This window comes from Oryzifoliimicrobium ureilyticum, assembly GCF_037199735.1.
Classification (GTDB): Bacteria; Pseudomonadota; Alphaproteobacteria; order Rhizobiales; family Rhizobiaceae; genus Rhizobium; species Rhizobium ureilyticus.
In genome coordinates this window covers 158,063-182,370 of sequence record NZ_JBBBVQ010000011.1, presented here as the reverse complement: position 1 = coordinate 182,370, position 24,308 = coordinate 158,063, and the positions used below count along the sequence as shown (strand labels likewise).

Sequence of the window (24,308 nt, the reverse complement as noted above, 5' to 3'; positions counted from 1 at the left end):
CGGTAGCCGCAGGACGCGTTGAAGGTGCCTTAGCGTTGTGCAGCCTTGATGGCCGCATCACCGCGCTCGACAATACGATCAAGAGCCTTCTTGGCATCTTCCTTGCCAGAGAGCAGCGCTTCATACTCTTCGTTCATGATGTCACGCACTTGCGGAAGATTGACGAGACGCACACCCTTCGAATTGTCAGTTGGAGCCTTGCCCATCATTTGCAGGATCGGCGTTTCACGGCCAGGGTTCTTATCGTAGAAGCCAGAGGCCTTCGTCTCGTTATAAGCGGCAACGGTCACCGGCAGGTAGCCGGACACTTGATGCAAGCGCGCCTGGATCTTCGTTTGCGACAGGAACGAGAAGAATTGGGCGATGCCTTTATATTCTTCATCTTTCTTGCCGGCGAAAACCCAAAGGCTTGCCCCACCAGGGATCGTGTTCTGCGGACGGCCCTCGCCTGGATAGTAAGGCAGCTGGCCAATCCCATATTTGATGCCGGATTTGATGATATCACCCAGTCCGCCAGATGATTCCGTCAAGATCGCACATTCGCCTGAGGTAAAGAGCTGTTTTGCCTCGGATGTCCGTCCGCCATAACGGAAGGTTCCATCCTTGGCGAGGTCGGCAAGGCTCTGGAAGTGCTGAACGAAGAGCGGAGAATTGACCTTCAACTGAACATCCGTGCCGCCGAGACCGTTGGCGTTGGTCCCGTAGGATACGTTGTTCCACGCAGCAAGATTTTCCGTCTGGATCCATGTCAGCCAAGTGGAGGTCAAACCGCAAGAGGCGGCGCCACTCGCCTTGATCTTCTTGGCGGCCTCGAAGATCTCAGGCCAGGTCTTCGGCGCCGCATTCGGGTCGAGACCGGCTTTGCTGAAGATATCCTTGTTGTAATAAAGGATTGGAGAGGATGAGTTATAAGGGAAGGACAGCATCGTGCCATCTGCGGTCGAATAATAGGAGACGATCCCTGGCAGATATTGAGCCTTGTCGAAGGTGTATCCGCCCTTTTTCAGGACGTCTGCAACCGGCATTATGGCGCCCTTGGCACCCATCATCACGCCGCTGCCGGCGTCAAATACCTGGAGAATCGCCGGCGCCTGCTTTGACCGAAATGCTGCGATCCCGGCATTCAGGGTTTCCGGATAGGTCCCTTTGAAAACTGGGACGACCTTGTAGTCGCTCTGGCTCTCGTTGAATTCCTTGGCAAGCTGCTCCACCACCTCATTGTTGGCGCCCGACATGGCATGCCACCATTGAAGCTCTGTTGCCGCAAAGGCCGGAATTGCCGAACTGAAGAGAGCAAACGCAGCGCTAGCTCGTAAGAACATGTTTTTCATCGGCATTTTCCTCCCATCGCCGTTTGCGGGTCTCACGCAGACGCAAAGCTCCATCCCAGCCCGCGCGTCTGTTTAATCAGCCAATGCTCACTTTTGCAAGGCTGTGCATAACTTGAACATGTCTGATTGCTTCCTGTCGCCGTTAAAGGCTCGCCAAGTCCTCTAAGTCATTAAGCGCGCCTGGCCCTGCGGCAAGTACAGGCGCGCCTTTCAAAAAGGCTTCGCCTTCTGTCGGGAAAGGTCTGCAAGTGCCGCCAGCCTCAGCGATGATACAATAGGCGGCGATGCAATCCCAAGCGTGCATGTAAGGCTCGTAATATCCGACCAGCCGGTCCGCAGCGACATAGGCGAGCATCAAAGCTCCGGATCCATTACGGACAAAGCTACCCCCCTTTTCCAGCAGAGTTTCCACAATCTTCCCCATCAACGCAGGTGATACGCTTCCGTTGGCGCCGATCCCGGTCACGCCGTTCTGGACCGTTCGCGTCGGCGTCATGGCGAGGCGACGATCATTGAGGAATGCGCCCTCACCTTTTGTTGCACGATAGGTTTCGCCGAGGACGGGCGCGTTGATAATGCCAAGCACAGGCTCGCCGTCGAAAACGAGGCCGATCGAAACGCACCAGCTTGGCATACCGTTGACGAAAGGGCTTGTCCCATCGATCGGATCGATGACCCAGACGAAGCCGGAGGAACCGGCTTCAAGCCCGTACTCTTCGCCAAGGATACCGTCTTGCGAACATTCGCGGTGAATGTGCTCGCGGATCAGTTTCTCGACATTTCGATCCGCATCGGAGACGACGTCCTGAGGATTGCGCTTTTCTTCAATAATGAGAGTGTCACGACGCTGAAAGTAATCGAGCGCAAGCGCACCTGCTACCTTCGCCATCGTCTCCGCCAGAGTGAAACGCAATTTAAGGTCGTCAGAAAATTTCGAATCCATCTTGTCAAACAGCCTGATTGAAAAAGCTCGAAGCGAAGAAAGCTAGCGCGCGGATCGTGTCGTGCCGGTTCTTCTTTCGAGGTGATGTTGAGGATCTTATTGCAGGCCCGCAAACGTCATAAAGCGACGGATTGCAAGGCTGTGCAGCATGTGGAAGATATTCAGTGTTGTTATCTAACATTCATTGAAGTCATATAATCGCGCTGCATGACAGAAATATGTGCACGCCATTGCACATCATGCCAATGGGAGTGGGAGACAAGATCGTGGCCTCAAAGAGAGACTTCGTCAGCGCTCAGCAGGTCGCCCAACGGGCAGGCGTTTCAAGATCGGCCGTCTCGCGTACCTTCACGCCTGGCGCCAGCGTTGCTCCGGAAACCCGCCAGAAGGTCATCGAAGCCGCTGAATCTTTAGGCTATCACGTCAATCACCTAGCTCGCGGCTTGATGCTAAAGGAAAGCGGGATTGTTTGTCTTGTCGTCTCTGAGGTTGCGACGCCTTACCGTGCGGCCCTGTTGAAAGCGCTGACGCAGAAACTGCAAATCGCCGGCAAGATCGCCATGCTTGTCAATACCGATCGCTCCGACGAGAGCGTTGGCCATGCTTTGAAGCAGGCCATTCATTATCGGGCCGATGCTTCGATCGTATTGTCCGGCATGCCGGACCGCTCGATTGTCGAACTATGCCTGCGCAGCGGTCAGCGTCTCGTGCTGATCAATCGCGATGACGAGCTGGACGGACCGTTGCGGATAAATCTCAACGATGCAGAGGCAGCCGAACGGATCTGCACGGCTTTCGCGCGGGCGGGCTGCCGCCGCGTGGGCTTTGCAAATTCGGAAGCAGGAACAGCGAGCCTCATGGCCCGTGAAGAAGGCTTCCTTGCTGCCGCTGCACGGTTTGGCCTCGAGGCATATTGCATGCGCTACGGCGCGACCAGCTACCAGTCGGGACGGGTTCTCGCCCAGCGCTTTCTGACGATGGACAATCGTCCCGACGGCGTTTTCTGTGCGAGCGATCTTCTAGCCTGCGGCTTCATGGATGAAGCACGCATGGCATTTGGCTTGTCTATTCCAGAACAATTATGCATCGCCGGCTTCGACGATATTGAACAAGCCTCATGGGGCTCATATCAATTGACGACATTCGCTCAACCCGTCGAGTTGATTGCCGGACATGCCGTCGAATGGCTTCAGATGGAAGATGTTGATCCCATCTCCAACATCAAGCTTCAGGCGGAACTTGTCTGGCGAAGATCAATTCGCGCAGGTTGATGCGCGGTTCGTCTTCGGGATATCCATGGGGCATGCGATCGTGAAAGCCGCGCCTTTTTAGGCAGACGCGGCTTTCATCTCTTGTCAGGCAGCTTTCGTCAGATCGCCATGCGGATCGAGCACGAATTTGGTGGCAACGCCCTGATCGAAGCTCTCGTAGCCCTGCACGGCCTCGTCGAGCGGGATGATCTTGGCATTGACGATATCGGCAATCGGCAGACGATCATGCAAGATCGCCTGCATCAGCTGACGGTTATATTTCAACACTGGGGTCTGGCCCGTGTGGAAGGATTGCGCTTTCGCCCAGCCAAGGCCAAAGCGCAATGAGAGGCTGCCTTGCTTGGCCGCATCGTCCACGCCGCCTGGGTCTTCGGTTACATAGAGCCCGGGAATACCGATCGAACCCGCAGCGCGGGTAATCTCCATCATTTGATTGAGAACGATGGCCGGCTGTTCGCCGCCGGAGTGGCCGCGAGCCTCAAAGCCCACAGCATCGATGGCACTGTCAACCTCATTTGTTCCGACAACCTCGGCAATCATGTCGCCCAGTCGATCGCTTTTCGACAGATCGATGGGTTCAAACCCAACCTTGGCCGCATGGGCCAAACGATCCTTATTGAAGTCACCGATCATGACGACGGCCGCACCAAGGATGCGTGCGGAAGCGGCAGCCGCCAAACCGACGGGACCTGCGCCAGCAACGTAGACCGTCGATCCGACGCCCACGCCGGCGCGAACGGCGCCATGGAAGCCCGTGGGCAGGATATCGGAGAGCATGGTAAGATCACGGATCTTTGCCATTGCCTTGTCCCTGTCAGGAAACTTCAACAAGTTGAAGTCTGCATAAGGGACCATCACGTAGCGCGCTTGGCCGCCGATCCATCCGCCCATATCAACATAGCCATAAGCGCCGCCGGCACGAGAGGGATTGACGGTAAGGCAAACGCCGGTGTCCTGTGCCTTGCAGCAGAGGCAACGCCCGCAAGCAACATTGAATGGGACGGAGACGATGTCGCCGACGTCAAGCATTTCGACGTCTGAGCCCTTTTCGATAACCTCACCGGTTATTTCATGACCGAGGACAAGGCCGGGCATGGCGGTCGTACGGCCGCGCACCATGTGCTGATCGGAGCCGCAAATGTTGGTGGAAATAACTTTCAGAATGACACCGTGGTCGATGCGACGGCCATCCGGCGCTTCGAGTTTGGGATCATCAATGTCCCTCACCTCGACCTTTCCGGGTCGCAAATAGACAACGCCTCTGTTCTTGCTCATATCCATCTCCTCTTGGTTGAGCTTCATATGTCCGCTCCTCCGCGGACAGATATGACATCACTCCCGCTGCACAACACCTTTACGCGTCGCGGGCAGGCCAGTAGCAGCGCCTCAGCGTTGCAGTATCGTCAATATCGTCATCGGATCACAGCAAACCACGTCGTCGCCCGATGGACCCTAGAGATTACGACACGCCCAGCGTTTTTAACGACACCGGCGTTCAATTACGCAATTCATAGGTTGAGGCAGTTACGGTGCCGGGGTTTACGCCTGCGCTTGCACAGTGCGGGAAAAAGCAGCCAGAACAGTCCGCTCGGATCGATCGAGATAATCGCTCAGCATTCGTGCTGCATCCTTCGGTCGGCCTGCTTCCAGCAGCCCGACGATTTCCCGGTTTAGATCAAGATAGGGTGAGTGCAGCAATTCAGGATTGTCCAACAATCCGAAGCTAAGCCTGAGTTCAGCGGCGATCTGTGCATAGAAAGCATCCAATCTGCTGCTGTCGGCGAGTTCCACGATCGCGGCATGAAATTCCATGTTGGCACTGCCAACGCCAATCCAATTGCCTTCGTCACGACATGCGAAAGCCTTCTCGACGGCCCGCCGCATCTTTGCGAGTGCGGGATGCTTTGGGTGGCCATCTTCCAGCGCTTTGCATTCGATCATCCGACGTACGCGATAGATGTCGATAATCGACGCAATGTCAGGCACGGCAACGAAGACGCCGCGGTTCGGCTCATAGCGTAAAAGCCCGTCCTTGGTCAGAAGGCGAAAGGCCTCGCGCAGGGAGTTGCGAGACACATTGAAGCTGTCAGCCAAGGACGCTTCCGAGAGTTTTTGTCCGGGCTTTAACACGCCCGCGATCAACTGATTTCGAATGCTCTGTGCCAGTCGGTGTGGCAAGGTTAGATTTTCGTCCTGCTTCGACATTGATCCTCATGAAAGATCTGAAGCAGGCGTTGCCTCCATCGATCCTTTTTCCTTGGCGCTATCTCCTCAAGCGCATCGGCCTATGATTGCGCAGCTTTCCTCTTGAAAATCAATGGGTCGAGGCATTTCGCGATCTGGTTTCGAATGGTCGCAGGGAAGGAGTTAAAACCGCCTAGCCCCAGCAACTTGAAAAATATTGTTCAACAATCTTGACAGAAATGTAAAACAGTTAGACGCTGATTTCCAAGACATCCCCCTTCAAGGGGCGAAGACAAAAACGGAGATGTCACAGTGGAACAGCAATCAAACGCAGCAGCAGATCCATCCCAGCCTCAGACGACGAAATCTGTTCGGCGTCAGGCGCTTCTGGCAGCCATTCTTTTGATGGCGATGTCGGCCGTTGGGCCCGGCTTCATCACGCAAACGGCAACCTTTACCGCCAAGCTCGGCGCAGCCTTTGCATTCGGCATATTGGCATCAGTGATCATCGACTTCATCGTCCAGGCCAATATCTGGCGCATCGTCGCCGTCACAAAAATGCGGGCTTCCGATATTGCGAATGCAGCCATCCCAGGCTCAGGCTACCTATTAGCGATCCTCGTCATTGTTGGGGGTCTTTTCTTCAATATCGGCAATATCGGTGGCGCTGGACTCGGTTTCAATGCGATGCTGGATATGAACCCCAAGCTCGGCGGGTCGATAGCCGCTCTCGCAGCCATTGCAATTTTCCTTTCACGACGGGCCGGGATCGCAATGGATCGTGTCGTGCTTGTCGCCGGCATCGTCAAGCTCGCATTGGTTGCTTACGCATGTTTTGCGGCCGGCCCGCCGGTCGCCGAAGCTCTGCGCCAGACAGTTATTCCAGACAACATCGATTTTGCCACGATCACTACCATCGTCGGCGGTACGGTTGGCGGTTATATCACCTATGCGGGCGCCCATCGCTTGCTTGATAAAGGAACGGTTGGCGTCGAAAATCTCTCCGCCGTAAACCAAGCCGCGTTTACGGGCATCGCGGTCACCGGCGTCATGCGCTACATTTTGTTTCTGGCAGTTCTCGGCGTTGTCGCAAGCGGCCTTGTCATCGATGTATCCGGCAAGGGCGCCAATCCAGCAGCACAGGCCTTTCAGGCAAGTTCTGGACAGATCGGCCTTCGTCTCTTCGGCGCAGTTCTCCTCGCTTCCGCCATGACAAGTATCATTGGCGCCGCCTACACGTCGGTGTCGTTTCTCACGGCCTTCAAGAGCGATCTGTCCGAACGAGCCAGAAATCTTGCAACGGTTGGGTTCATAGCCGTTTCGCTTCTGGCATTCGTGATCATCACAACACCACCGGCTGCAATGCTGGTATTCGTGGGCGGACTGAACGGACTTGTTTTGCCGATCGGGCTTAGCATCTTCATGTATGCCGCATGGGCAAGATCCGATTTGATGGGCGGCTATCGTTACCCGACGTGGCTCCTGGTGCTCGGCATCCTGGCCTGCGGCGTTACCTGGTATATGGGCTATAAGTCCATCGGACCGATCTTTGCATTTTTGAGCCCGTGAGGAGAATGACCATGACGTCAATCGATTTGAACAGCGATCTCGGCGAAAGCTTCGGCGCCTGGACCATGGGCGATGACGAAGCTATGCTTGAGATCGTCTCCAGTGCAAATGTTGCCTGCGGCTTCCATGCCGGCGATCCCAGGGGCATTCTTTCAACGGTCCGGGCAGCTGCCAAAAATGGCGTAGCCGTCGGCGCGCATGTTTCCTATCCTGACCACGGAGGTTTTGGCCGGCGCGATATGGATGTCGCAAGAGACGACCTGGTCGCCGATGTCATCTATCAGATTGGTGCCTTACAGGGCATCGCTGCTGCGGCCGGAACGAAGGTGACCTATGTGAAGCCGCACGGCGCGCTCTATAATCGCATCGCCCATGATCCCGTTCAGGGGCAAGCCGTGATCGACGGTATCAAAGCCATCGATCCTTCTTTGATCCTCATGGGTTTGGCAGGCTCGCCGATCCTGGATCTCGCCCGTTCATCCGGCCTTTCAGTTATCGCAGAAGCCTTTGCCGACCGCGCCTATACCCCCGACGGGCAACTTTTATCTCGGCGGCTGGAAGGCGCCGTCCTGCACGATCCTACTCAGATCGCGCATCGCATGCTGAGGCTGGCAAAGGAAGGGACGCTTGAAGCAGTTGACGGTTCTATTGTGCGCATCGAAGCGCAGTCCATCTGCGTGCACGGCGACAGCCCGAGCGCAGTCGCGATAGCGCGTGAGATTCGACGGCTCTTCGAAGCGGAAGGGATCGCCGTCCATTCATTTACGTATGACAGCCACCGGGGGCGATCATGAGCCGAGGCCACCATCTTCGTACCAATAGACTCCCATCCAGCATTCGAGTGGCTAAACTCGCTGCCGCCGCGTTCCCCGCTTTGGCTTTAACGCCACTGACCGCCGGCGATGACAGACAACCTAATATTCTTTCCTTTCTGTGAGCTTGGACATGCGTTTCCTGCCCGTAAGCTTGACGACAATGCTGGTAGAGTTGGCCGATCTTGATCAGACATTGGCGCTTTTTGCTTCCCTTGAGGCAAACCCGGTGCCGGGCATTCGTGAACTCGTTCCTGCGGCTCGTACGATCATGATCCGCTACCAGCCTCAGGAAACGACGCCTCAAGACATTGCCCGCGAAATCCAAAAGAGAGACTTGGCCCATAGCGCCAAGGCGTCAAGCATCGTGGTTGAGATTCCGGTTCGATATGACGGGGAAGATCTGGTCGATGTCGCTGAGCTGACGGGCCTCAGCATCGAGGAGGTGATCCGTCTTCACACGGAAAGCGAATTCACGGTTGCCTTCTGCGGCTTTGCGCCTGGCTTCGGTTATCTGATCGGCGGAAACGAAGCCCTTCACGTGCCACGACGCAAGACGCCGCGCACCCGCATCCCGGCAGGGGCCGTCGCACTTGCCGGCGCCTTCAGCGGCGTTTATCCGCAAGCAAGTCCCGGAGGATGGCAAATCATCGGGACGACTCCAGTTAAGATGTGGGATCTGTCGCGCGATCCGCCTGCGCTCTTCCAGCCGGGCTATAAGGTGCGCTTTTACGATATCGCCGAACATGGCGACAAGAAAATTACCTACGGAAGAGCTCTTTCCGTTACCGATCCATCTGCCTCTACGGCCACCCACATCGAGAAGATCGCCTCTTTCGAGGTGCTTGCCGCGCCAATGCCTGCGCTGTTTCAAGATCTTGGCCGCTTTGGAATGACAGGCCAGGGGGTATCGGCATCGGGAGCCTTGGATCAGGGCGCTCTTAGAACTGCCAACCGGATTGTAGGCAATCCCACCGGCCTTGCATGTCTTGAAGTCACCATGGGTGGCATCGCCTTGCAGGCAAACTGCCGGGCGTTGATGACAGTAACTGGTGCGCCCTGCTCGGTCGAGATCACTGATGAATCCGGTCATCGTCTTTCGATGCCACCTTATCGTCCAATAGCAGTTGAACCGGGGGACACCATAAAGCTTGGTCCGGCGAGCAGCGGCATGCGGTCGTACATCGCGGTGCGCGGCGGCTTTGAAGTGGAAAAGGTTTTAGGAAGCGCATCGACGGATACGCTTGCCCTGGTTGGGCCGCCCGCCGTTACAGCAGGCCAGATACTGACAATTTCATCCGAAAGACATGGCCTGGGATCCGTGGTCCTTCATGAAGCGCCACCTTTCGAATATCCCTCTTCGCAGGATGTGGTGACGCTCGACGTCGTGCTTGGTCCACGAACGGACTGGTTTACGACAAAAGGTCTTGCCAGTCTTTTTCAGCAAGTTTGGCAAGTCACGCCGCAGTCGAACCGCGTTGGCATCCGGTTGGCTGCGGAAGATCCCATCGAGCGTCGCGACACTCAGGAATTACCAAGCGAAGGCACGGCCGTGGGCGCTATCCAGGTTCCGCATAGCGGACAACCGGTGCTCTTCCTGGCAGATCATCCGCTCACCGGCGGCTACCCGGTCATCGCGAACGTCGCTGACTATCATCTCGATCTTGCTGGCCAGATTCCGATCAATGCAAAGATCAAGTTTCGGCCCATCTCATCGTTTCAAGACATAAATCCAGGGCCGGACGCCGGGGAACATCCATGAAGAAGCTATTGATTGCCAATCGCGGCGAAATCGCCGTCCGCATCATCCGCGCCTGTCGCGATTACGGCATTACAGCGGTTGCAGTTTACTCCGATCCGGACGCAGACGCTCTATTCGTCTCACTTGCCGACGAGGCCTACGCACTTGGTGGTTCGCAGGCTTCGGAAACTTATCTTGATATTAGCAAGCTTATAGAAGCCGCAAAAAGAGCGGGCGCCGATGCTGTTCATCCTGGTTATGGGTTCCTGTCCGAACGCGCCGAGTTTGCAGAAGCGGTTATATCGGCTGGCTTGACATGGATCGGTCCTGCTCCATCCGTCATCGAAACTCTCGGAGACAAAGTGAAGGCCCGGCAGATTGCCGCAAGCGTGGGTGCACCTCTTGCCGCCGGCAGTGATGGTCCCGTTTCATCCTCAGCCGAAGTCATCGCCTTTGCAAAGGCACACGGTCTTCCGGTAGCCATCAAAGCTGCCTTCGGCGGCGGTGGGCGGGGCTTGAAAGTTGCCTGGAAGATTGACGAGATCGAAGAACTCTATCATTCAGCCGTCCGTGAAGCCGAGGCTGCCTTTGGCCGCGGCGAATGCTTTGTAGAGCGTTTCCTAGAGCGCCCCCGCCATGTCGAGGCGCAGGTGATGGCAGATCAGCACGGTAACGTCATCGTCGTCGGGACACGCGACTGTTCCATGCAAAGACGGAACCAAAAACTGATCGAAGAGGCACCAGCGCCATTTTTGACAGCAGCCCAAAGAGATGAGATCGAGGCTTCCGCAAAAGCGATTTGTAAAGCTGCTGGCTATACGGGTGCAGGCACAGTCGAATTTCTTCTCGGCAAAGACGGCACGCTCTCCTTCCTTGAGGTCAACACAAGGCTCCAGGTGGAACATCCGGTGACGGAAGAAACCAGCGGTATCGATCTTGTTATTGAGCAACTCCGTGTGGCGGACGGTCAGCCTTTGTCCTTCATCGAAGCGCCAGAGCCGCGTGGCCATTCCATCGAGTTTCGGATTAATGCCGAAGATCCAGGGCGCGGTTTTCTGCCCATGCCGGGCACGATCACGCGTTTTAACGCACCATCCGGCCCCGGTGTGAGGCTCGACAGTGGTGTCATGAGAGGTTCCGCCGTTTCCGGCTTTTACGATTCGCTTGTCGCTAAGCTGGTTGTCACAGGCAAAACGCGCGAGGATGCCATTCGTCGTGCCCGACGCGCTCTGGCGGAATTTGAAATCGATGGACTGTCGACAGTGCTACCCTTCCATCGCACAGCACTTGAGGCGCCAGACTTCACCGCGGAAAACGGGTTCAAGATATACACCCGCTGGATAGAAGACGATTTTGCATCGACGCTCGAGCCAGCCCGTCGACCGGAAGCGCCCGTCGGAGAGAACCTTATTCGCACGCATATCGAAATCGATGGCAAACGTCATCAAGTCGGAATTCCCGCAACTCTGCTCTCGCATTTCAGCGCACCGTCTTCTCCAATCGTCGCCAATGTAAAATCGGATGACAATTTGAACGACGGTATGGTTGTCGCGCCTGTATCCGGAACTCTTCAATCATACAAAGCGGAAGACGGAGATCATGTTGAGGAGGGCGATCTGATCGCGATCATTGAGGCCATGAAAATGGAAACGCAAGTGCGGGCGATCCGCAGCGGAAAACTCCTTCGGCAAGCCGTCGAAGGCGCTTATATTGAGGCAGGCGCTAGCCTTGGTCGGATTGATTAGGAAACTTTTGCCAGATGGGCAACGGCATCAATCTCGACCAGATATCCGTAGTGAAGCTCGGGTACTGGTACGACCGTGCGCACCGGTCGCACATCTTTGAGACGCTCAGCAAAGACCTTGTCAAACATCGGCCAGTTGACCACGCCAACGATATACGCAGTCACGCGCACGAGATCGGCTGGCATGCCGCCAGCAGCCTTCAAAATTGACAAAACGTTATCGATTGCCTGACCTGCCTGCGTTTCGAAGTCGCTATCATTTAATAACTTCCCGTCCGTTCTGATGGGCAGCTGGCCGGAGATGTACAGCTGGTCGGCCACACGTTTGGCCTGGACGTAATGTCCTGCAGGCCGGGGTGCTTGATCGGTATAGATATCGATGAATCTCGACATTACCAGCCTCCAAATCTTGCCCATCGGGCTTCGACCAGCTGCGATGGTCCACGCACGACATGATAGACGTCGTGCTGGGCACCAGTGGCGCAAGCATGGTTCGGTAAGATCCGTACCCGATCTCCAACCGCTAGATCCGGCAACCGACCGGTCGATCCGGGACGCAGAGCAAGGATGCCGTGCTCCTGATTGGCATCCGACATGATGAGATCGGGATAGACATGCCCCATCAGATCACAGACAAGACCGTATCCCTGGTCAACGGCCTGTTTGCTGGTGCCGCGGTCGCGTGAGAGAGACATCCATCCACCGTCGGTGATAATCCAGCCCTTTTCACGCTGATGCCCGATAACGGTTGCCAGCACGCTCAGCGCGATATCGTCGACCTCACAGATGCCAATCCCGGCCATCACCAGATCGAAAAAGACAAAGACACCGGCGCGAACCTCAGTCACCCCGTCCAAGTTCTGTGCATGATGGGCCGTTGGCGTTGAGCCCACGCTTACCACGGGGCATGGCAAATCTGCTGCGCGTAAAGCTTGAGCTGCGTCCACGACGGCTTTTCGTTCGACTTCCGCATAATGTTCCTGCGCCTTTGCTCCGCCGCCCCGATAGCTGTCACCAGCGTGCGTTAGAACACCACGCAGTTCAGCGCCCGACGCCAGTTCCTTGCCGATGGCAAGCAGGCTCGCTTGATTGCCCGGCGCTACACCGGAACGATGCCCATCACAATCCACTTCGATCATCGCTGGAATTCGTACTCCCGAAGAACGGGACGCGTCGGAAACCGCTTGTGCCTGTTCGACGCTATCGACAACGACGATGAGATCGACACCGCGGGCCCTCAGCCCGGCCACGCGCGCGAGCTTGGAGGGTACGATGCCGACGGCATAGATCATGTCGCGCACGCCAGCTGCGGCGAACTGTTCCGCCTCCTTCAAGGTCGAGACAGTGGCCGGACCTTCCGGGGATGCCATAACGCGGCGCGCAACCTCCACCGATTTTGCGGTTTTCAGATGCGGACGCAGCGTCACCCCAAGCTGACCAAGCCGATTTTGAAGCCTTGCAACGTTACGCTCCATCCGCTCGACGTCCAAAACCAGACAGGGCGTCTCCAGCGTTTCGAGCGACGTCTCCGGTGTCCCGCTGGTTGGTGCGGTGATCGAGTGTGTGTGCATGCGCATGGTCTCCGATTCACGGAAAGCTTGCCATGTCTGCATAAAGATGAGAATTAAGCTAAAGTGAATAATCCATTTAGCCTAAAGTTAATGCTGAATTCGGACGATCTTTCCTTTTTCGCAGTTATCGCCAGTTCTCGTTCGCTTGCTGAAAGTGCGCGAAAGTTGAACGTGACGCCTCCGGCAGTCACACAACGCTTGCAGGCATTGGAAGAAAAGGCCGGGGCCTTGCTTGTCGACCGCAGTGGAAAAAGGCTGGCGCTGACGGCGGAAGGCGCCCTCGTTGCCTCTCACGGCACGCTGGTAACAAGCGCTATCGAGTCACTGTCGGAGGCGCTTGCAGATCGCCGCGGCACAGTCAGGGGACATATGAAGGTCGCCGCCCCTCATGGCTTCGGAAGAAAATACATCGCCCCAGTCCTGAGCGCCTTCGCAAAGGAACACGGTTCTGCAAGCGTCTCACTAGAACTATCGGACCATCCCCTGGCTCTCGTCATGGAAAGTTGCGAGATCATCGTTCATATCGGCGCGCGAGGCCCGCTGGAACAGGTCATCACAACGCTTGCACCCAATCGCAGAATTTTGTGCGCAAGCCCTGAATATCTACGGGCAGTCTCACCAATCCTGCACCCTTCGGATCTTGTCCGCCATCGCTGCTTGGCGGTTCGGGAGAACGAAGAGGATGTGACGCTCTGGCGTTTTCGAGGGCCTCAGGAGCAACTCGCAACAGTTCGCGTCAATCCGAACATGGCTAGCAATGATGGCTCGGTGATCCGCGATTGGGCGTTGGCTGGGCAGGGAATCATGATGCGCTCGGAATGGAGCGTTGCCGAAGATCTCGCCGCCGGCCGCCTCCAGGAGGTGCTTCCCGCTTGGCAGCTTCCTTCTGCTGATATTGTTGCCATGCTCGGTTCACGTCATGGACGAACGGCGCGTTCAACCGCATTTCTTGCGATGCTACGTCAATCGCTGAAACCGCCGCCGTGGCAGACTGACAAGTCCGCGAGCTGACCAAGGCGCGACATGCTAGACCCGGCATCAATAACCGAGAATGGACTTGGTCTCCAGATATTCTTCTAGACCGTGGACGCCGTATTCGCGGCCGTTGCCAGAACGTTTGTAGCCACCGAACGCAGCTGTGCCATCCCAGGCCGGATAGTTGATATGGACCTGACCGGCGCGTATCCGGGCCGCAACCCGCCTTGCCCGCTCGCGATCCGATGACTGAATATGCGCGCCGAGCCCATAGACCGTATCGTTGGCTATGGTGATGGCATGCTCTTCATCCTCATACGGCATTATGCACAGGACGGGGCCAAAGATTTCCTCCCGAGCAATCCGCATTTCAGATGTCACGTCAGAGAAAACGGTGGGCTTTACATAATAGCCAGCGTTTAACTGAGGTGGACGGCCCTGCCCGCCTACCACAAGCTTGGCTCCATCTTCCATCCCAACTTCGATCATCGTTTGAACGCGTTCGAACTGTTGGCGATTGGCGATGGGACCCATAGTGGTCGCAGGATCAAGGGGGCTACCGACAACCATGGCATTGACCGCCTCTAACGCCAGGCCCTCGGCCTCGGCAAGCCTTTCTCTCGGCACCAACATGCGGGTTGGCGCGCTGCAGGACTGTCCCGCATTGCGCATTCCTGCGAGCAGTCCTTTGGGCACGGCCGTGCCGAAGTCAGCATCGTCAAGGAGGATATTCGGTGACTTTCCGCCCAGTTCCTGGACCACGCGCTTCACCGTTGGCGCAGCAGCTTGCGCGACCAGTACGCCGGCCCGTGTCGACCCGGTAATGGAAATCATATCCACCTCGGGATGAGATGAGAGAGCAGCACCGACAGATTCACCCGTGCCGCTCACCAGATTGAAAACGCCTGCAGGCAAGCCGGCGTCATGGATAAGTTCGGCGAACAAATGTGCACTGTAGGGCGACAGCTCGCTTGGCTTGAGAACTATTGAGCAGCCCGCTGCGATCGCAGGCGCCACCTTGGCGGTGATCTGGTAAAGCGGCCAGTTCCAGGGCGTAATGAGCGCGCAGACGCCAATCGCTTCCTTGGCAATCGCCGTTGGACCCTGGACCTTCAGGAAGGGGTAGCTCGAGAGCAACTCGGCCTGGATACGGATATGTTCTGCCGCGAAAGGGACCTGGGCGCTTCGAGCGAAGCTAATGGGCGTCCCCATTTCAAGGACCATCGCCTCAGCAAATGTTTCGGCCCGTTCAAGCACAAGCGCGTGCATTCGCTTGAGCAAGCTAACTCGTTCCGATACCGGCGACTGCGAGAAGGACGCGAAGGCTCGCTGCGCCGCGGCTACCGCCATGTCCACGTGGTGGGAAGCCCCTGCAGCAACATGGCCGGAAACTTCTTCCGTCGCCGGGTCGACGACCGGCAGACGGCTTACATCCGTGAAGGCCTGCCACCTGCCATCGATATAGAAGCTGTCATCTCGTTCTATCAATGAAATATCTCCGTAAGTTTGCCTGACGACATGGGGTGTTCCCAAACGATCAGAAGCTGAAAGGAGGGTGCAGATGGATCTGGATAGCGGGGCAACAAGTTTCAGCCCAAGGTCTGGCTGACGAGAGCATAAGTTGTAGGCGCTTGTGGCCCGGACGCAGTGTAGTCGGACAAACGCTTGCCGTAGGACATGGTGAGAACCGTATCAAAGACGCTTAGTCCACTTCCCACCAGATGAAGGGCAAAATCTCCTGCTTCGAAATGCGTATCGAGCCGCAGGAAATTCCCCACGTGATCGCCGATATGCGGCATGACAACAGCCACTGCATCTTGATCATCTGCGGCAGCAACCGGCCCGACCACATGCCCTCGTCCAAAGGGGCGGCACAAGGCAAAGGCTTGCAGAGCGCCGTCGCGAAAGAGACCGTAGCCGCGAGAGTGCTGAAAAAGCTTTTCTATCAAAATCGAGCGAGCCACGCCGAAGGCGTCGGCATCCAGCGCAACAGCGGCAGCTAGATCTTCCGGCCCCAGCAGTCGTACGTCTTTCGAGAGTGCATGGTCCTCCGGTCGCCTGGCGACGATACCTTGGCATTGGTAGACGGTTTTCTCTGGATGAAAGCCAAGCGACAGATAGAGCCTTTGCGCCGCGCGGGTGGCGTTCAACCTTAAATTCATGCCCGCGACATCCTTCAAAGCATATTCCATCATCCAAAGGCCTGTCCCCTGCGTCTGCAGACGCGGGGACGTGATGACCATACCGATCGTGGCCAGCTCGTTCGAATGGCGAAACCACATGGCCGAGCCCATGATGCGACCGATCTCGTCGCTGGCGATCACGCCTTCGCCGATATCGCGTAAAAACTGCCAGTCTTCTGCACGATGTGGCCATCCCACGGAGATCGACAGCGCATGAAGTTGCGCATGGTCAGCATCCGCCACATCTCGTATCTGCATAGCGAAGGCATCAATTTGCGCCTGTTCGCTCGGCATCAATCTGTCTGCCACCAGTATTTCCCCCGGAAGAATGTCAGTTGTCCTTGCCACACAGCGTGAATGCAGCACGCTCAGCATAAAACGCAATTTGCCGCAGCATTTGCTCGAAAATTCGCTGCAGACACAAGAATCGACCGAAAGACGCAGCAGCTTCGGCAGAGAATCCGGCTGAAAAGCTTCATTCTAAGAAAGATCGAAGCGGGCCGCAGATGGCCGATACCGCAATAGGATGAGCCATGAACGTCACCGACATCTTGGAAAAGCTGGTATCGTTTCCAAGTGTCGTCGGTACACCAAACGGCGAAATTGCCGGTTGGATCAGCGACTACCTATCTAAATTTGGCATTTCGACAGAGATATTGACCGGACCGGAAGGTGACCGCAGCAATATCTTTGCCACCATCGGTCCTCGCGACACGTCGGGCTATATCCTATCGGGTCATATGGATGTCGTACCTGCTGAAGCGGGCGAATGGACTTCCCCGCCCTTTGTTCTGCGCCGCGACGGTGAGAGGCTCTATGGCCGGGGAACGACAGATATGAAGGGATATCTCGCCGCGGTTCTGGCCACAGTGCCACATTTAAGCAAGGCAGATTTGAAGCGGCCAATCCATCTCGCCTTCTCCTATGATGAAGAAGCCGGTTGCCGTGGTGTACCTCACCTTCTTGCACGGTTGCCCGATCTTTGCGCGACCCCGTTGGGAGCCATCATCGGCGAGCCAAGCAATATGTCTGCAGTGCTTGCCCATAAGGGCAAGTCGGCAGCAAGGGTCACAATCCGTGGAAAGGCGGGGCATTCCTCGCGGCCCGATCTCGGGATGAATGCGATCCATGCGATGGCCGATGTCCTCAATGCTACCATTTCTGAAGCCGGGCGGCTGACCCAAGGTCCCTTTCAGGACGCCTTTGCACCCCCTTATTCGACCCTGTTGGCAGGTGTGATTTCGGGTGGAAAGGCGGTCAATATCGTGCCGGATCTCGCGACGCTGGAGCTTGAGGCGCGCGCGATCTCCGACGTCGATCCTGGGTCCCTGCTTGGACCCATACGGGCGGCGGCTGACAGATTGAAAGCGCTGGGGTTTGCCGTCGAATGGGAGGAACTGAGCGCCTATCCGGCTCTCGCGCTGTCCCCGCAAAGCGCGCTTGCGCAGATTGCATCGGAGTTGACGGGGCATACTCCAATCGATGCCGTCAGCTATGGTACGGAAGCTGGCCTTTACCAATCCGCCGGCATTGAGGCCGTGATCTGCGGTCCTGGCGACATTAGCCGTGCGCACAAACCGGATGAATTCATTCTCGAAAGCGAACTTCTCACCTGTCAACGCTTCGTGGAAGCGCTTGGCCGCCGCTGCGCCAAGGCATGAGCCGTTACATTGAGAGAGAAGGTCCATCCCCAAATCCACACCATGCGAAAGGTTCGATATGTCCCTCCTCAAAACGCTCGACCCAAACCCCACGTTCGCCCCACGGGAATCTGGCCCTCTGCCTGAGCGGCTGATCGCTGGCGCACCTACGTTCAAAACCTGGGCCGTGGATGAGGCAAAAGACGGCCAGGTTCGTTCCGGCGTCTGGGAGGCAACCCCGGGCGAAACAAAATCGATCAAGGGCGAAACATTTGAATTTTGCCACATCCTCTCGGGCGTCATTGAGATCACCCCGGACGGCGGCGATCCGATTATTTACAAAGCCGGCGACAGCTTTGTCATGAAGCCGGGGTTTACCGGCGTATGGAAGACCATTGAGACCGTGCGAAAAATCTACGTTGTCGTGAATTAAGCCGGGTCGGATCAGGACCAGCCAGATTGCATCATTTTCAACAATTGGAGCGGTAAAACGGATGAACACTCACCGGATCGCGTTGATTCCCGGCGACGGGATAGGTCAGGATGTCACCGAGGCCGCTTGGTCCGTACTGCAAACTGTCGCCAAGCACTCGGGTTTCGTCCTTGAAGCTACAGTCTTTCCTTGGTCGTGCGCCTTTTACAAGGAAACGGGCCAAATGATGCCGGACGATGCGATCGAAACATTGCGCAAATTCGATGCGATTTTGCTTGGCGCGGTTGGCTGGCCTGCCGAGGTGCTAGACTCTGTTTCCTTGCATGGCCTCTTGCTGCCCATCCGCAAGGCCTTCGTGCAATATGCGAACATCCGTCCTCATCGGCTTTTGCCGGGGGTACAAGGCCCTCTGAAAGCGGAAAGCTTCGACATTCTCTGCATTCGCGAGAACACGGAAGGCGAGTATTCGGGCGCAGGCGGGCGTATTCACCAAGGGACCAAGGATGAGGTCGCGATAGAAACCGCGATTTTTACACGCGTCGGCGTGGAACGCATTCTTCGCTTTGGCTTCGAACGAGCGCGGTCGCGACGGGGCAAGCTCGCCTCAGTCACCAAGTCCAATGCTCAGAAATATTCCATGGTTTTCTGGGACGAAATCACCCGGACGCTCGCTACCGAGTATCCTGACGTCGAAGTGACGAGCTATCATGTCGATGCGATGTCAGCACGGATGGTCATGGCCCCCGAAACTCTCGATGTCATTGTCGCCTCCAACCTGTTTGGCGACATTCTGACCGACCTGGGTGCGGCCATACAGGGCGGATTGGGTTTTGCGGCATCGGCAAATATCAATCCCGATCGTTCAGCTCCTTCCATGTTCGAACCCGTCCATGGGTCTGCGCCAGACATCGCCGGCAAGGGAATTGCCAATCCCATAGCGGCTATCTGGTCCGGCGCAATGATGCTCGAACATCTGGGCGAGACCGACGCCGCGGCAATGGTGATGAATGCGATTTCAGCGACCACGGCAAGCGGCATTGGAACCGTACCCGGAAAGCATACGACAGAGGCCATTGCCATGGCCGTCGCCGATGCCATCACAACCTTGGAAAGATAGTTCCATGCTGAAACTCGAAGACCAGGACCTTTTCCGCCAAACTGGCATCATAAATGGTGAATGGATCGCTGCTCGATCTGGCAAGACGGTGGAAGTTATCAATCCCGCGACACAAGCAGCAATTGGCAGTGTTCCGGATATGTCTGAGATAGAAACCCGTGCAGCGATATCTGCGGCGGAAGTCGGGTTTCACGCTTGGAGGGCAAAGACCAACGCGGAGCGTGCCGGACTTCTGGAGAAGTGGTTCGATCTGATGATCGAGAACCTGGAGGACCTTGCCCTCATCCTGACGTTGGAGCAGGGCAAACCGCTGGATGAGGCGCGCGGCGAAATCCGCTACGGCGCCTCCTTCGTGAAATGGTTTGCAGAGGAGGCCCGCCGCATCAAGGGCCACAGCATTCCCGCTCCCACGCGTGATCGTCGTATTCTCGTCCTCAAGGAGCCGGTCGGCGTGTGCGGGATAATCACACCATGGAATTTCCCGAATGCGATGATTACTCGCAAAGTCGCGCCCGCCCTCGCATCAGGCTGCACCGTTGTCATCAAGCCATCGGAATTCACGCCCTTTTCTGCACTCGCGCTCGCCGTACTGGCTGAACGCGCAGGGATTCCTTCAGGGGTCATCAATATCGTCACCGGCTTACCTGCACAGATCGGTAAGGAGTTGATGGCAAACGAAACCGTTCGCAAGATTTCCTTTACTGGGTCGACCCGGGTGGGATCGCTATTGATGCGCGGCGCAGCCGACAGCGTGAAGCGTCTTAGCCTCGAACTCGGCGGCAATGCTCCGTTCATCGTCTTTGAAGATGCCGATCTCGACCTTGCCATCGACGGGGTTCTGGCGTCTAAGTTTAGAAATGGCGGTCAGACCTGCGTGTGCGCGAACCGCATTCTCGTTCAAGATGGGATCTACGATGCCTTCGCTGCCAAACTGAAGGCGAAGGTGGAGGCAATGAGGGTCGGACCGGGTACGGTTGTAGGCGTCTCGATCGGTCCGATGATCAACCAAGCGGCCATCGAAAAGATCGAGCGGCATATCGCCGATGCGCTGTCGAAGGGAGCGAAGATCATTAGCAAAGCGCCTGCACTTCCGGACGGCAGGCAGTATACCGCGCCCGTCGTGCTGACCGATGCAACAACGGATATGCTTCTCTCTAAGGAAGAAACATTCGGTCCGGTCGCACCGCTCTTCCGTTTCAAGACCGAAGAAGAGGCCATCGCCATTGCCAATGGCACACCCTTTGGCCTTGCGTCTTACTTCTATACCGAAAATATGAAGCGCGCCTGGCGCGTCGGAGAATCTCTTGAATTCGGGATGGTGGCGCTCAACACAGGGGCTATCTCCATGGAGGTCGCTCCGTTCGGTGGCGTCAAGCAATCCGGACTGGGTCGAGAAGGTTCCGAAATCGGTATCGAGGAATATCTCGAAACCAAGGCGTTCCACATAGGTGGGCTCTGCTGAGTTTTCTTCCTTGAGCCAGTTGAATATCCCAGGTGGCGCGGATTTCTGCAATCCGCGCGTCAGGCCTCGGCAAAGTGCTCACTGAAATCTATCAAGCATCTTATAATATTGACCGACAAGCGGCAGGAACCACGGCTTGCCGAAGTGGCCGGGAACAGCGTTCCATGGATAATTGCGCATCGGATTGCGATCAGCGCGGCCAAGGATGGCGTCGGCGACGATCATGCCAAGATGCGTTGAAAGCTGCGCGCCATGGCCCGAATAGCCCATCGCGTACCAAAGGCCGTCGTGGAAGCCGGCCCGCGGGAAACGGTCAGCCGTCATGTCGATCGCCCCGCCCCAGCAGTAGTCGATATCGATCCCCGTGAGTTGCGGAAACAGACGCTCCATGGATTGGCGCAGAATGACGCCTCCCAGTTCGTCCGAGCGCTGGTCGGAGACAGCGGAAAAACGCGCTCGGCCGCCGAAAATCAGTCGATTGTCCGGCGAAAGGCGCCAATAATTTCCGACATTCATGGTGTTGACGCAGGTGCGGTTACCCGGCATGACCGAATGCAGCTCATTGTCGGTCAGAGGTCTGGTCGCGATGATGAAACTGCAGATCGGAATGATGCGGCGACGGAACCAGGAGAAGTTCTTCGTCGTGTAGGCTCCGGTCGCCACAATGACATTCGCGGCAGTGACCGTGCCACGCGCAGTCTGCAGACTATGAAGACCATTGTTGGCCTGATGCGCGGTGACAGTTGCCGCCTCAACGATCGTCGCGCCATGGCGAGTAGCCGCTTCGGCAAGCCCCGCAACATAGCGACCCATATGCATCATGGCGCTTTTCTTGGAGAGCATTGCGCCGTGGAATGGGGCGCCGACCTCCGACTTCAGATCCTCGGGCGTCATGAGTGCGGTCTCGGGGTCGCACTCCCGATGCAGGGCTTCGAAGTTTCGGACCAACGCCTCAAAATGCTTTGGTTTAGAGGCAAGCTTGAGTTTGCCCGCGCGCCGAAAATTGCAGTTGATTCCCTCCTCGGCAATGATCGATTCGATCGTGTCAATGGAATCGTCCAGTGACTTGTACAGCGCGATAGCACGCTCCTTGCCAAGCTCTGATTTCGCGGCAAGGTAGCTGTGCGCCAAGCCGTTGTTTAAATGTCCGCCATTGCGACCCGACGCACCAAAGCCGACATGTTCGGCCTCGAGAACGATCACCTTCGCTCCTGCCTTGGCAAGTTGCCGTGCAGCAGCGAGGCCTGTGAAGCCTCCGCCGATGACGGCAACATCATAATGACCGTGAACCGGTCCTTGTGCGGCACCTGCAAAGCGCGGTGCAGTATCGTGCCAGTAGGAAACGAATTTCATCAGAACAAGCTTCCCTTAAAGACCCACCACGCCCGGCAGACCGGAAATATCAGCAATCTCGGTATAGCCGTAGAAGGGATTGGCGGGCTCATGACGACGATTGACCCAGACCTTGTTCTTGATGCCGAGATCATGTGCAGACATGAGATCGTAACGGAAAGACGAGGAGCAATGCAGCACGTCTTCGGGACCACAACCTAGCATGTCGAACATATATTCGAATGCTTGAAAGCGCGGCTTGTAGGCCTGCGCCTGTTCGGCTGTATAGACCTTATAGAATGGCGCCCCGAGCTTCTCGACGTTCGACATGATTTGCGAATTCATGGCGTTGGAAAGAATGACGAGAGGAATTTCCTTGGCGACTTTAGAAAGACCCACAGGCACGTCCGGGTGCGGACCCCAAGTCGGCACTCGTTCATAGACTAGACGGGCATCCTCATCCTTGAACATGACGCCATTTGCCTTGCACGCGCGCGAGAGCGAATTGTAGACGACTTCAGAATAGGGTTTCCAAGCACCCATGACCTCATCAAGTCGATAAGCGGAGAAATTCCAGATAAATTTCTCCATCGCTTTTTCATCAAGCCGGTCGCCGTAAAGGTCGCGGGCCGCTCCCGCCATGTCAAAGTTGATAAGCGTGCCGTAACAATCGAAGGTGACATACTTCGGGCGAAAGGGGGCCATGACGTTCTTCCTCTGGCTTTCTGTTCCGTTGGAAAGATCATAGGACGGTGATGGCAGGCCGAGCAGACCAAATTGCCCCCTCCGAGAAGCATAAAGTTCTTTATCTGTGCTGCCCGTGGCAGACTATTGTGAAACCCTCGCCCTCCTATTTCCAATCCTGGCCATCTTGCGCAAGATGTCGGTGGACGCACCAGCATAAGATGCGGCGCCACCCTGCTGCTTTGGCGGAAGATATTGCGCCAGGCTCTTCTTTCAGACGAATAGCTTTCTCCTCGTGCACCACACTTTGGCGCAGGAAAGGATATGCCAATGCAAAACCAGATCGACATCGCTGCTTTCGGGCCTGAGCATCTTGACGGCGCAGTGGCACTGTCGCGCGGCGAACACTGGCCGCACCGACACGAGGACTGGATGATGCTGCAGCACTTGAGCGAAGGCGTCGTAGCAGTGGATGCCGATGGAAGGGTCGTGGGAACGACTTTCATGACCCCTTACGGTCAAGATTACGCGATGATCAATCTGGTCATCGTCGACAAAGCCATGCGCGGCCTAGGACTTGGTCGAAAGCTTATGGAGCATGCCATCGCTCTAGCAGGGAACAGACCGCAGCGTCTTACTGCAACCCAGGAAGGACTCCCGCTCTACGAGAAACTCGGCTTCGTCGCGACGGGGACGATATGCCAGCACCAAGGAAAAGTTCAGTCTATCGAATGTCCTGATGGGATCGAAATCATGTCGGGCGAAGATATTGATGGCTTGAAGGCCCTTGACCGTGAAGCTCTCTCTGCTGACCGATCCCGCCTGATCGATGCGATTATCAAGTGCGGCGAGGTTGCTGTTGCTCGCAGGGACGGCAAGACCGAAGCCTGGGCGGCAATACGCCCTTTCGGGCGCGGAGAAGTCATTGGTCCTGTCATTGCCAAGGACTTCGAGACCGCCCGCTCGTTGATTGCCTACCATGCTTCATCGCGCGCCGGCCGGTTCCTTCGGGTCGATACAGGAAAAGAAACGGGCTTATCCGCCTGGCTCGATGCGATCGGCCTCCCGCACGGCGGCGGTGGCGTTACCATGCGTCGTCCCCTTTCAAACAATCTTGCGCATGACGGGCCAAAAGTATTTGCGCTCGCCAGTCAGGCTCTCGGCTAACGCTCCTCACAACCGGTGTGGATCGACACAACAGAAGATCGTGCTGCAGGAGGACGGGTAGAGCACTCTGACACACCCTTTAAGACAATGAGGTCCATGAGTTTCCGAGAAGCTCTGTTCCTAACCCCGCTTAGACAATTCGGAGACTG

At 56.5% G+C, this 24,308-nt stretch carries 21 protein-coding genes; 11 read left to right on the top strand and 10 right to left on the bottom strand.

The features are described from left to right. Nucleotides 1-29: 29 nt before the first annotated feature. Nucleotides 30-1,322, bottom strand: coding sequence for a sn-glycerol-3-phosphate ABC transporter substrate-binding protein UgpB (ugpB, locus tag VQ830_RS16480; protein ID WP_438618060.1), 1,293 nt, complete (start codon nt 1,320-1,322; stop codon nt 30-32). Nucleotides 1,323-1,473: 151 nt separating this feature from the next. Beyond that, nucleotides 1,474-2,274, bottom strand: coding sequence for an inositol monophosphatase family protein (locus VQ830_RS16475; RefSeq protein WP_337269231.1), 801 nt, complete (start codon nt 2,272-2,274; stop codon nt 1,474-1,476). Nucleotides 2,275-2,540: 266 nt separating this feature from the next. Between VQ830_RS16475 and VQ830_RS16470 the strand changes: the two genes are divergently transcribed. Further along, nucleotides 2,541-3,545: a LacI family DNA-binding transcriptional regulator gene (locus tag VQ830_RS16470; RefSeq protein ID WP_337269230.1), complete on the top strand. Its 1,005-nt coding sequence runs from the start codon at nt 2,541-2,543 to the stop codon at nt 3,543-3,545. 84 nt (nt 3,546-3,629) lie between these two features. On the opposite strand, the gene fdhA is transcribed toward VQ830_RS16470, so the two are convergent. Next, nucleotides 3,630-4,820: a formaldehyde dehydrogenase, glutathione-independent gene (gene fdhA / locus VQ830_RS16465; protein WP_337269229.1), complete on the bottom strand. Its 1,191-nt coding sequence runs from the start codon at nt 4,818-4,820 to the stop codon at nt 3,630-3,632. A 264-nt stretch (nt 4,821-5,084) separates the two neighbouring features. Next, nucleotides 5,085-5,750 (bottom strand): GntR family transcriptional regulator, encoded by a 666-nt coding sequence (locus VQ830_RS16460; protein ID WP_337269228.1) that lies wholly within the window; start codon nt 5,748-5,750, stop codon nt 5,085-5,087. Between the two features lie 366 nt (nt 5,751-6,116). On the opposite strand from VQ830_RS16460, the gene VQ830_RS16455 reads away from it, so the two are divergent. From VQ830_RS16455 to VQ830_RS16440, 4 genes are all read left to right on the top strand, one after another. Continuing rightward, the gene (locus VQ830_RS16455; RefSeq protein WP_438618058.1) at nt 6,117-7,298 is read left to right on the top strand and encodes an NRAMP family divalent metal transporter; all 1,182 of its coding nucleotides are present in this window, start codon (nt 6,117-6,119) and stop codon (nt 7,296-7,298) included. Nucleotides 7,299-7,309: 11 nt separating this feature from the next. Continuing rightward, complete coding sequence (locus VQ830_RS16450) at nt 7,310-8,092, top strand: LamB/YcsF family protein (RefSeq protein ID WP_337269226.1); 783 nt, start codon at nt 7,310-7,312, stop codon at nt 8,090-8,092. A gap of 151 nt (nt 8,093-8,243) precedes the next feature. Next, nucleotides 8,244-9,872 carry a 5-oxoprolinase subunit PxpB gene (gene pxpB / locus VQ830_RS16445; protein WP_337269225.1) on the top strand — a complete coding sequence of 543 codons (1,629 nt, stop codon included), beginning with the start codon at nt 8,244-8,246 and terminating at the stop codon, nt 9,870-9,872. Next, nucleotides 9,869-11,596 carry an acetyl/propionyl/methylcrotonyl-CoA carboxylase subunit alpha gene (locus tag VQ830_RS16440; protein ID WP_337269224.1) on the top strand — a complete coding sequence of 576 codons (1,728 nt, stop codon included), beginning with the start codon at nt 9,869-9,871 and terminating at the stop codon, nt 11,594-11,596. Before pxpB ends, VQ830_RS16440 begins: the two co-directional genes overlap by 4 nt. On the opposite strand, the gene VQ830_RS16435 is transcribed toward VQ830_RS16440, so the two are convergent. Together VQ830_RS16435 and VQ830_RS16430 are read right to left on the bottom strand one after the other, a co-directional pair. Beyond that, complete coding sequence (locus VQ830_RS16435; RefSeq protein ID WP_337269223.1) at nt 11,593-11,988, bottom strand: RidA family protein; 396 nt, start codon at nt 11,986-11,988, stop codon at nt 11,593-11,595. The genes VQ830_RS16440 and VQ830_RS16435 overlap by 4 nt on opposite strands. After that, nucleotides 11,988-13,166: a DSD1 family PLP-dependent enzyme gene (locus tag VQ830_RS16430; RefSeq protein WP_337269222.1), complete on the bottom strand. Its 1,179-nt coding sequence runs from the start codon at nt 13,164-13,166 to the stop codon at nt 11,988-11,990. The genes VQ830_RS16435 and VQ830_RS16430 overlap by 1 nt, the downstream gene beginning before the upstream one ends. A gap of 90 nt (nt 13,167-13,256) precedes the next feature. Here VQ830_RS16430 and VQ830_RS16425 point away from each other — a divergent pair, with 90 nt between their 5' ends. Continuing rightward, nucleotides 13,257-14,177, top strand: coding sequence for a LysR family transcriptional regulator (locus tag VQ830_RS16425; protein WP_337269221.1), 921 nt, complete (start codon nt 13,257-13,259; stop codon nt 14,175-14,177). A gap of 27 nt (nt 14,178-14,204) precedes the next feature. Here VQ830_RS16425 and VQ830_RS16420 read toward each other — a convergent pair whose 3' ends face one another. After that, nucleotides 14,205-15,629 carry an aldehyde dehydrogenase family protein gene (locus VQ830_RS16420; protein ID WP_438618047.1) on the bottom strand — a complete coding sequence of 475 codons (1,425 nt, stop codon included), beginning with the start codon at nt 15,627-15,629 and terminating at the stop codon, nt 14,205-14,207. 101 nt (nt 15,630-15,730) lie between these two features. Further along, nucleotides 15,731-16,618 (bottom strand): GNAT family N-acetyltransferase, encoded by an 888-nt coding sequence (locus tag VQ830_RS16415; RefSeq protein ID WP_337269244.1) that lies wholly within the window; start codon nt 16,616-16,618, stop codon nt 15,731-15,733. Between the two features lie 239 nt (nt 16,619-16,857). Here VQ830_RS16415 and argE point away from each other — a divergent pair, with 239 nt between their 5' ends. The 4 genes from argE to VQ830_RS16395 all read left to right on the top strand — a co-directional run bounded on the left by argE (nt 16,858) and on the right by VQ830_RS16395 (nt 20,976). Then, complete coding sequence (gene argE / locus VQ830_RS16410) at nt 16,858-17,985, top strand: acetylornithine deacetylase (RefSeq protein WP_337269220.1); 1,128 nt, start codon at nt 16,858-16,860, stop codon at nt 17,983-17,985. A 58-nt stretch (nt 17,986-18,043) separates the two neighbouring features. Next, nucleotides 18,044-18,397 carry a cupin domain-containing protein gene (locus VQ830_RS16405; RefSeq protein WP_337269219.1) on the top strand — a complete coding sequence of 118 codons (354 nt, stop codon included), beginning with the start codon at nt 18,044-18,046 and terminating at the stop codon, nt 18,395-18,397. Between the two features lie 61 nt (nt 18,398-18,458). Further along, the gene (locus tag VQ830_RS16400) at nt 18,459-19,514 is read left to right on the top strand and encodes a tartrate dehydrogenase (RefSeq protein WP_337269218.1); all 1,056 of its coding nucleotides are present in this window, start codon (nt 18,459-18,461) and stop codon (nt 19,512-19,514) included. Between the two features lie 4 nt (nt 19,515-19,518). Continuing rightward, nucleotides 19,519-20,976 (top strand): NAD-dependent succinate-semialdehyde dehydrogenase, encoded by a 1,458-nt coding sequence (locus tag VQ830_RS16395; RefSeq protein ID WP_337269217.1) that lies wholly within the window; start codon nt 19,519-19,521, stop codon nt 20,974-20,976. Between the two features lie 78 nt (nt 20,977-21,054). Here the strand turns inward: VQ830_RS16395 and VQ830_RS16390 are convergent, their stop codons facing one another. Continuing rightward, nucleotides 21,055-22,329, bottom strand: coding sequence for an NAD(P)/FAD-dependent oxidoreductase (locus VQ830_RS16390; protein ID WP_337269216.1), 1,275 nt, complete (start codon nt 22,327-22,329; stop codon nt 21,055-21,057). A gap of 15 nt (nt 22,330-22,344) precedes the next feature. Beyond that, nucleotides 22,345-23,013, bottom strand: a complete 669-nt coding sequence (locus VQ830_RS16385; RefSeq protein WP_337269215.1) for a haloacid dehalogenase type II — start codon at nt 23,011-23,013, stop codon at nt 22,345-22,347. 309 nt (nt 23,014-23,322) lie between these two features. Here VQ830_RS16385 and VQ830_RS16380 point away from each other — a divergent pair, with 309 nt between their 5' ends. Next, nucleotides 23,323-24,159 carry a GNAT family N-acetyltransferase gene (locus tag VQ830_RS16380; protein WP_337269214.1) on the top strand — a complete coding sequence of 279 codons (837 nt, stop codon included), beginning with the start codon at nt 23,323-23,325 and terminating at the stop codon, nt 24,157-24,159. Nucleotides 24,160-24,308 lie beyond the last annotated feature (149 nt).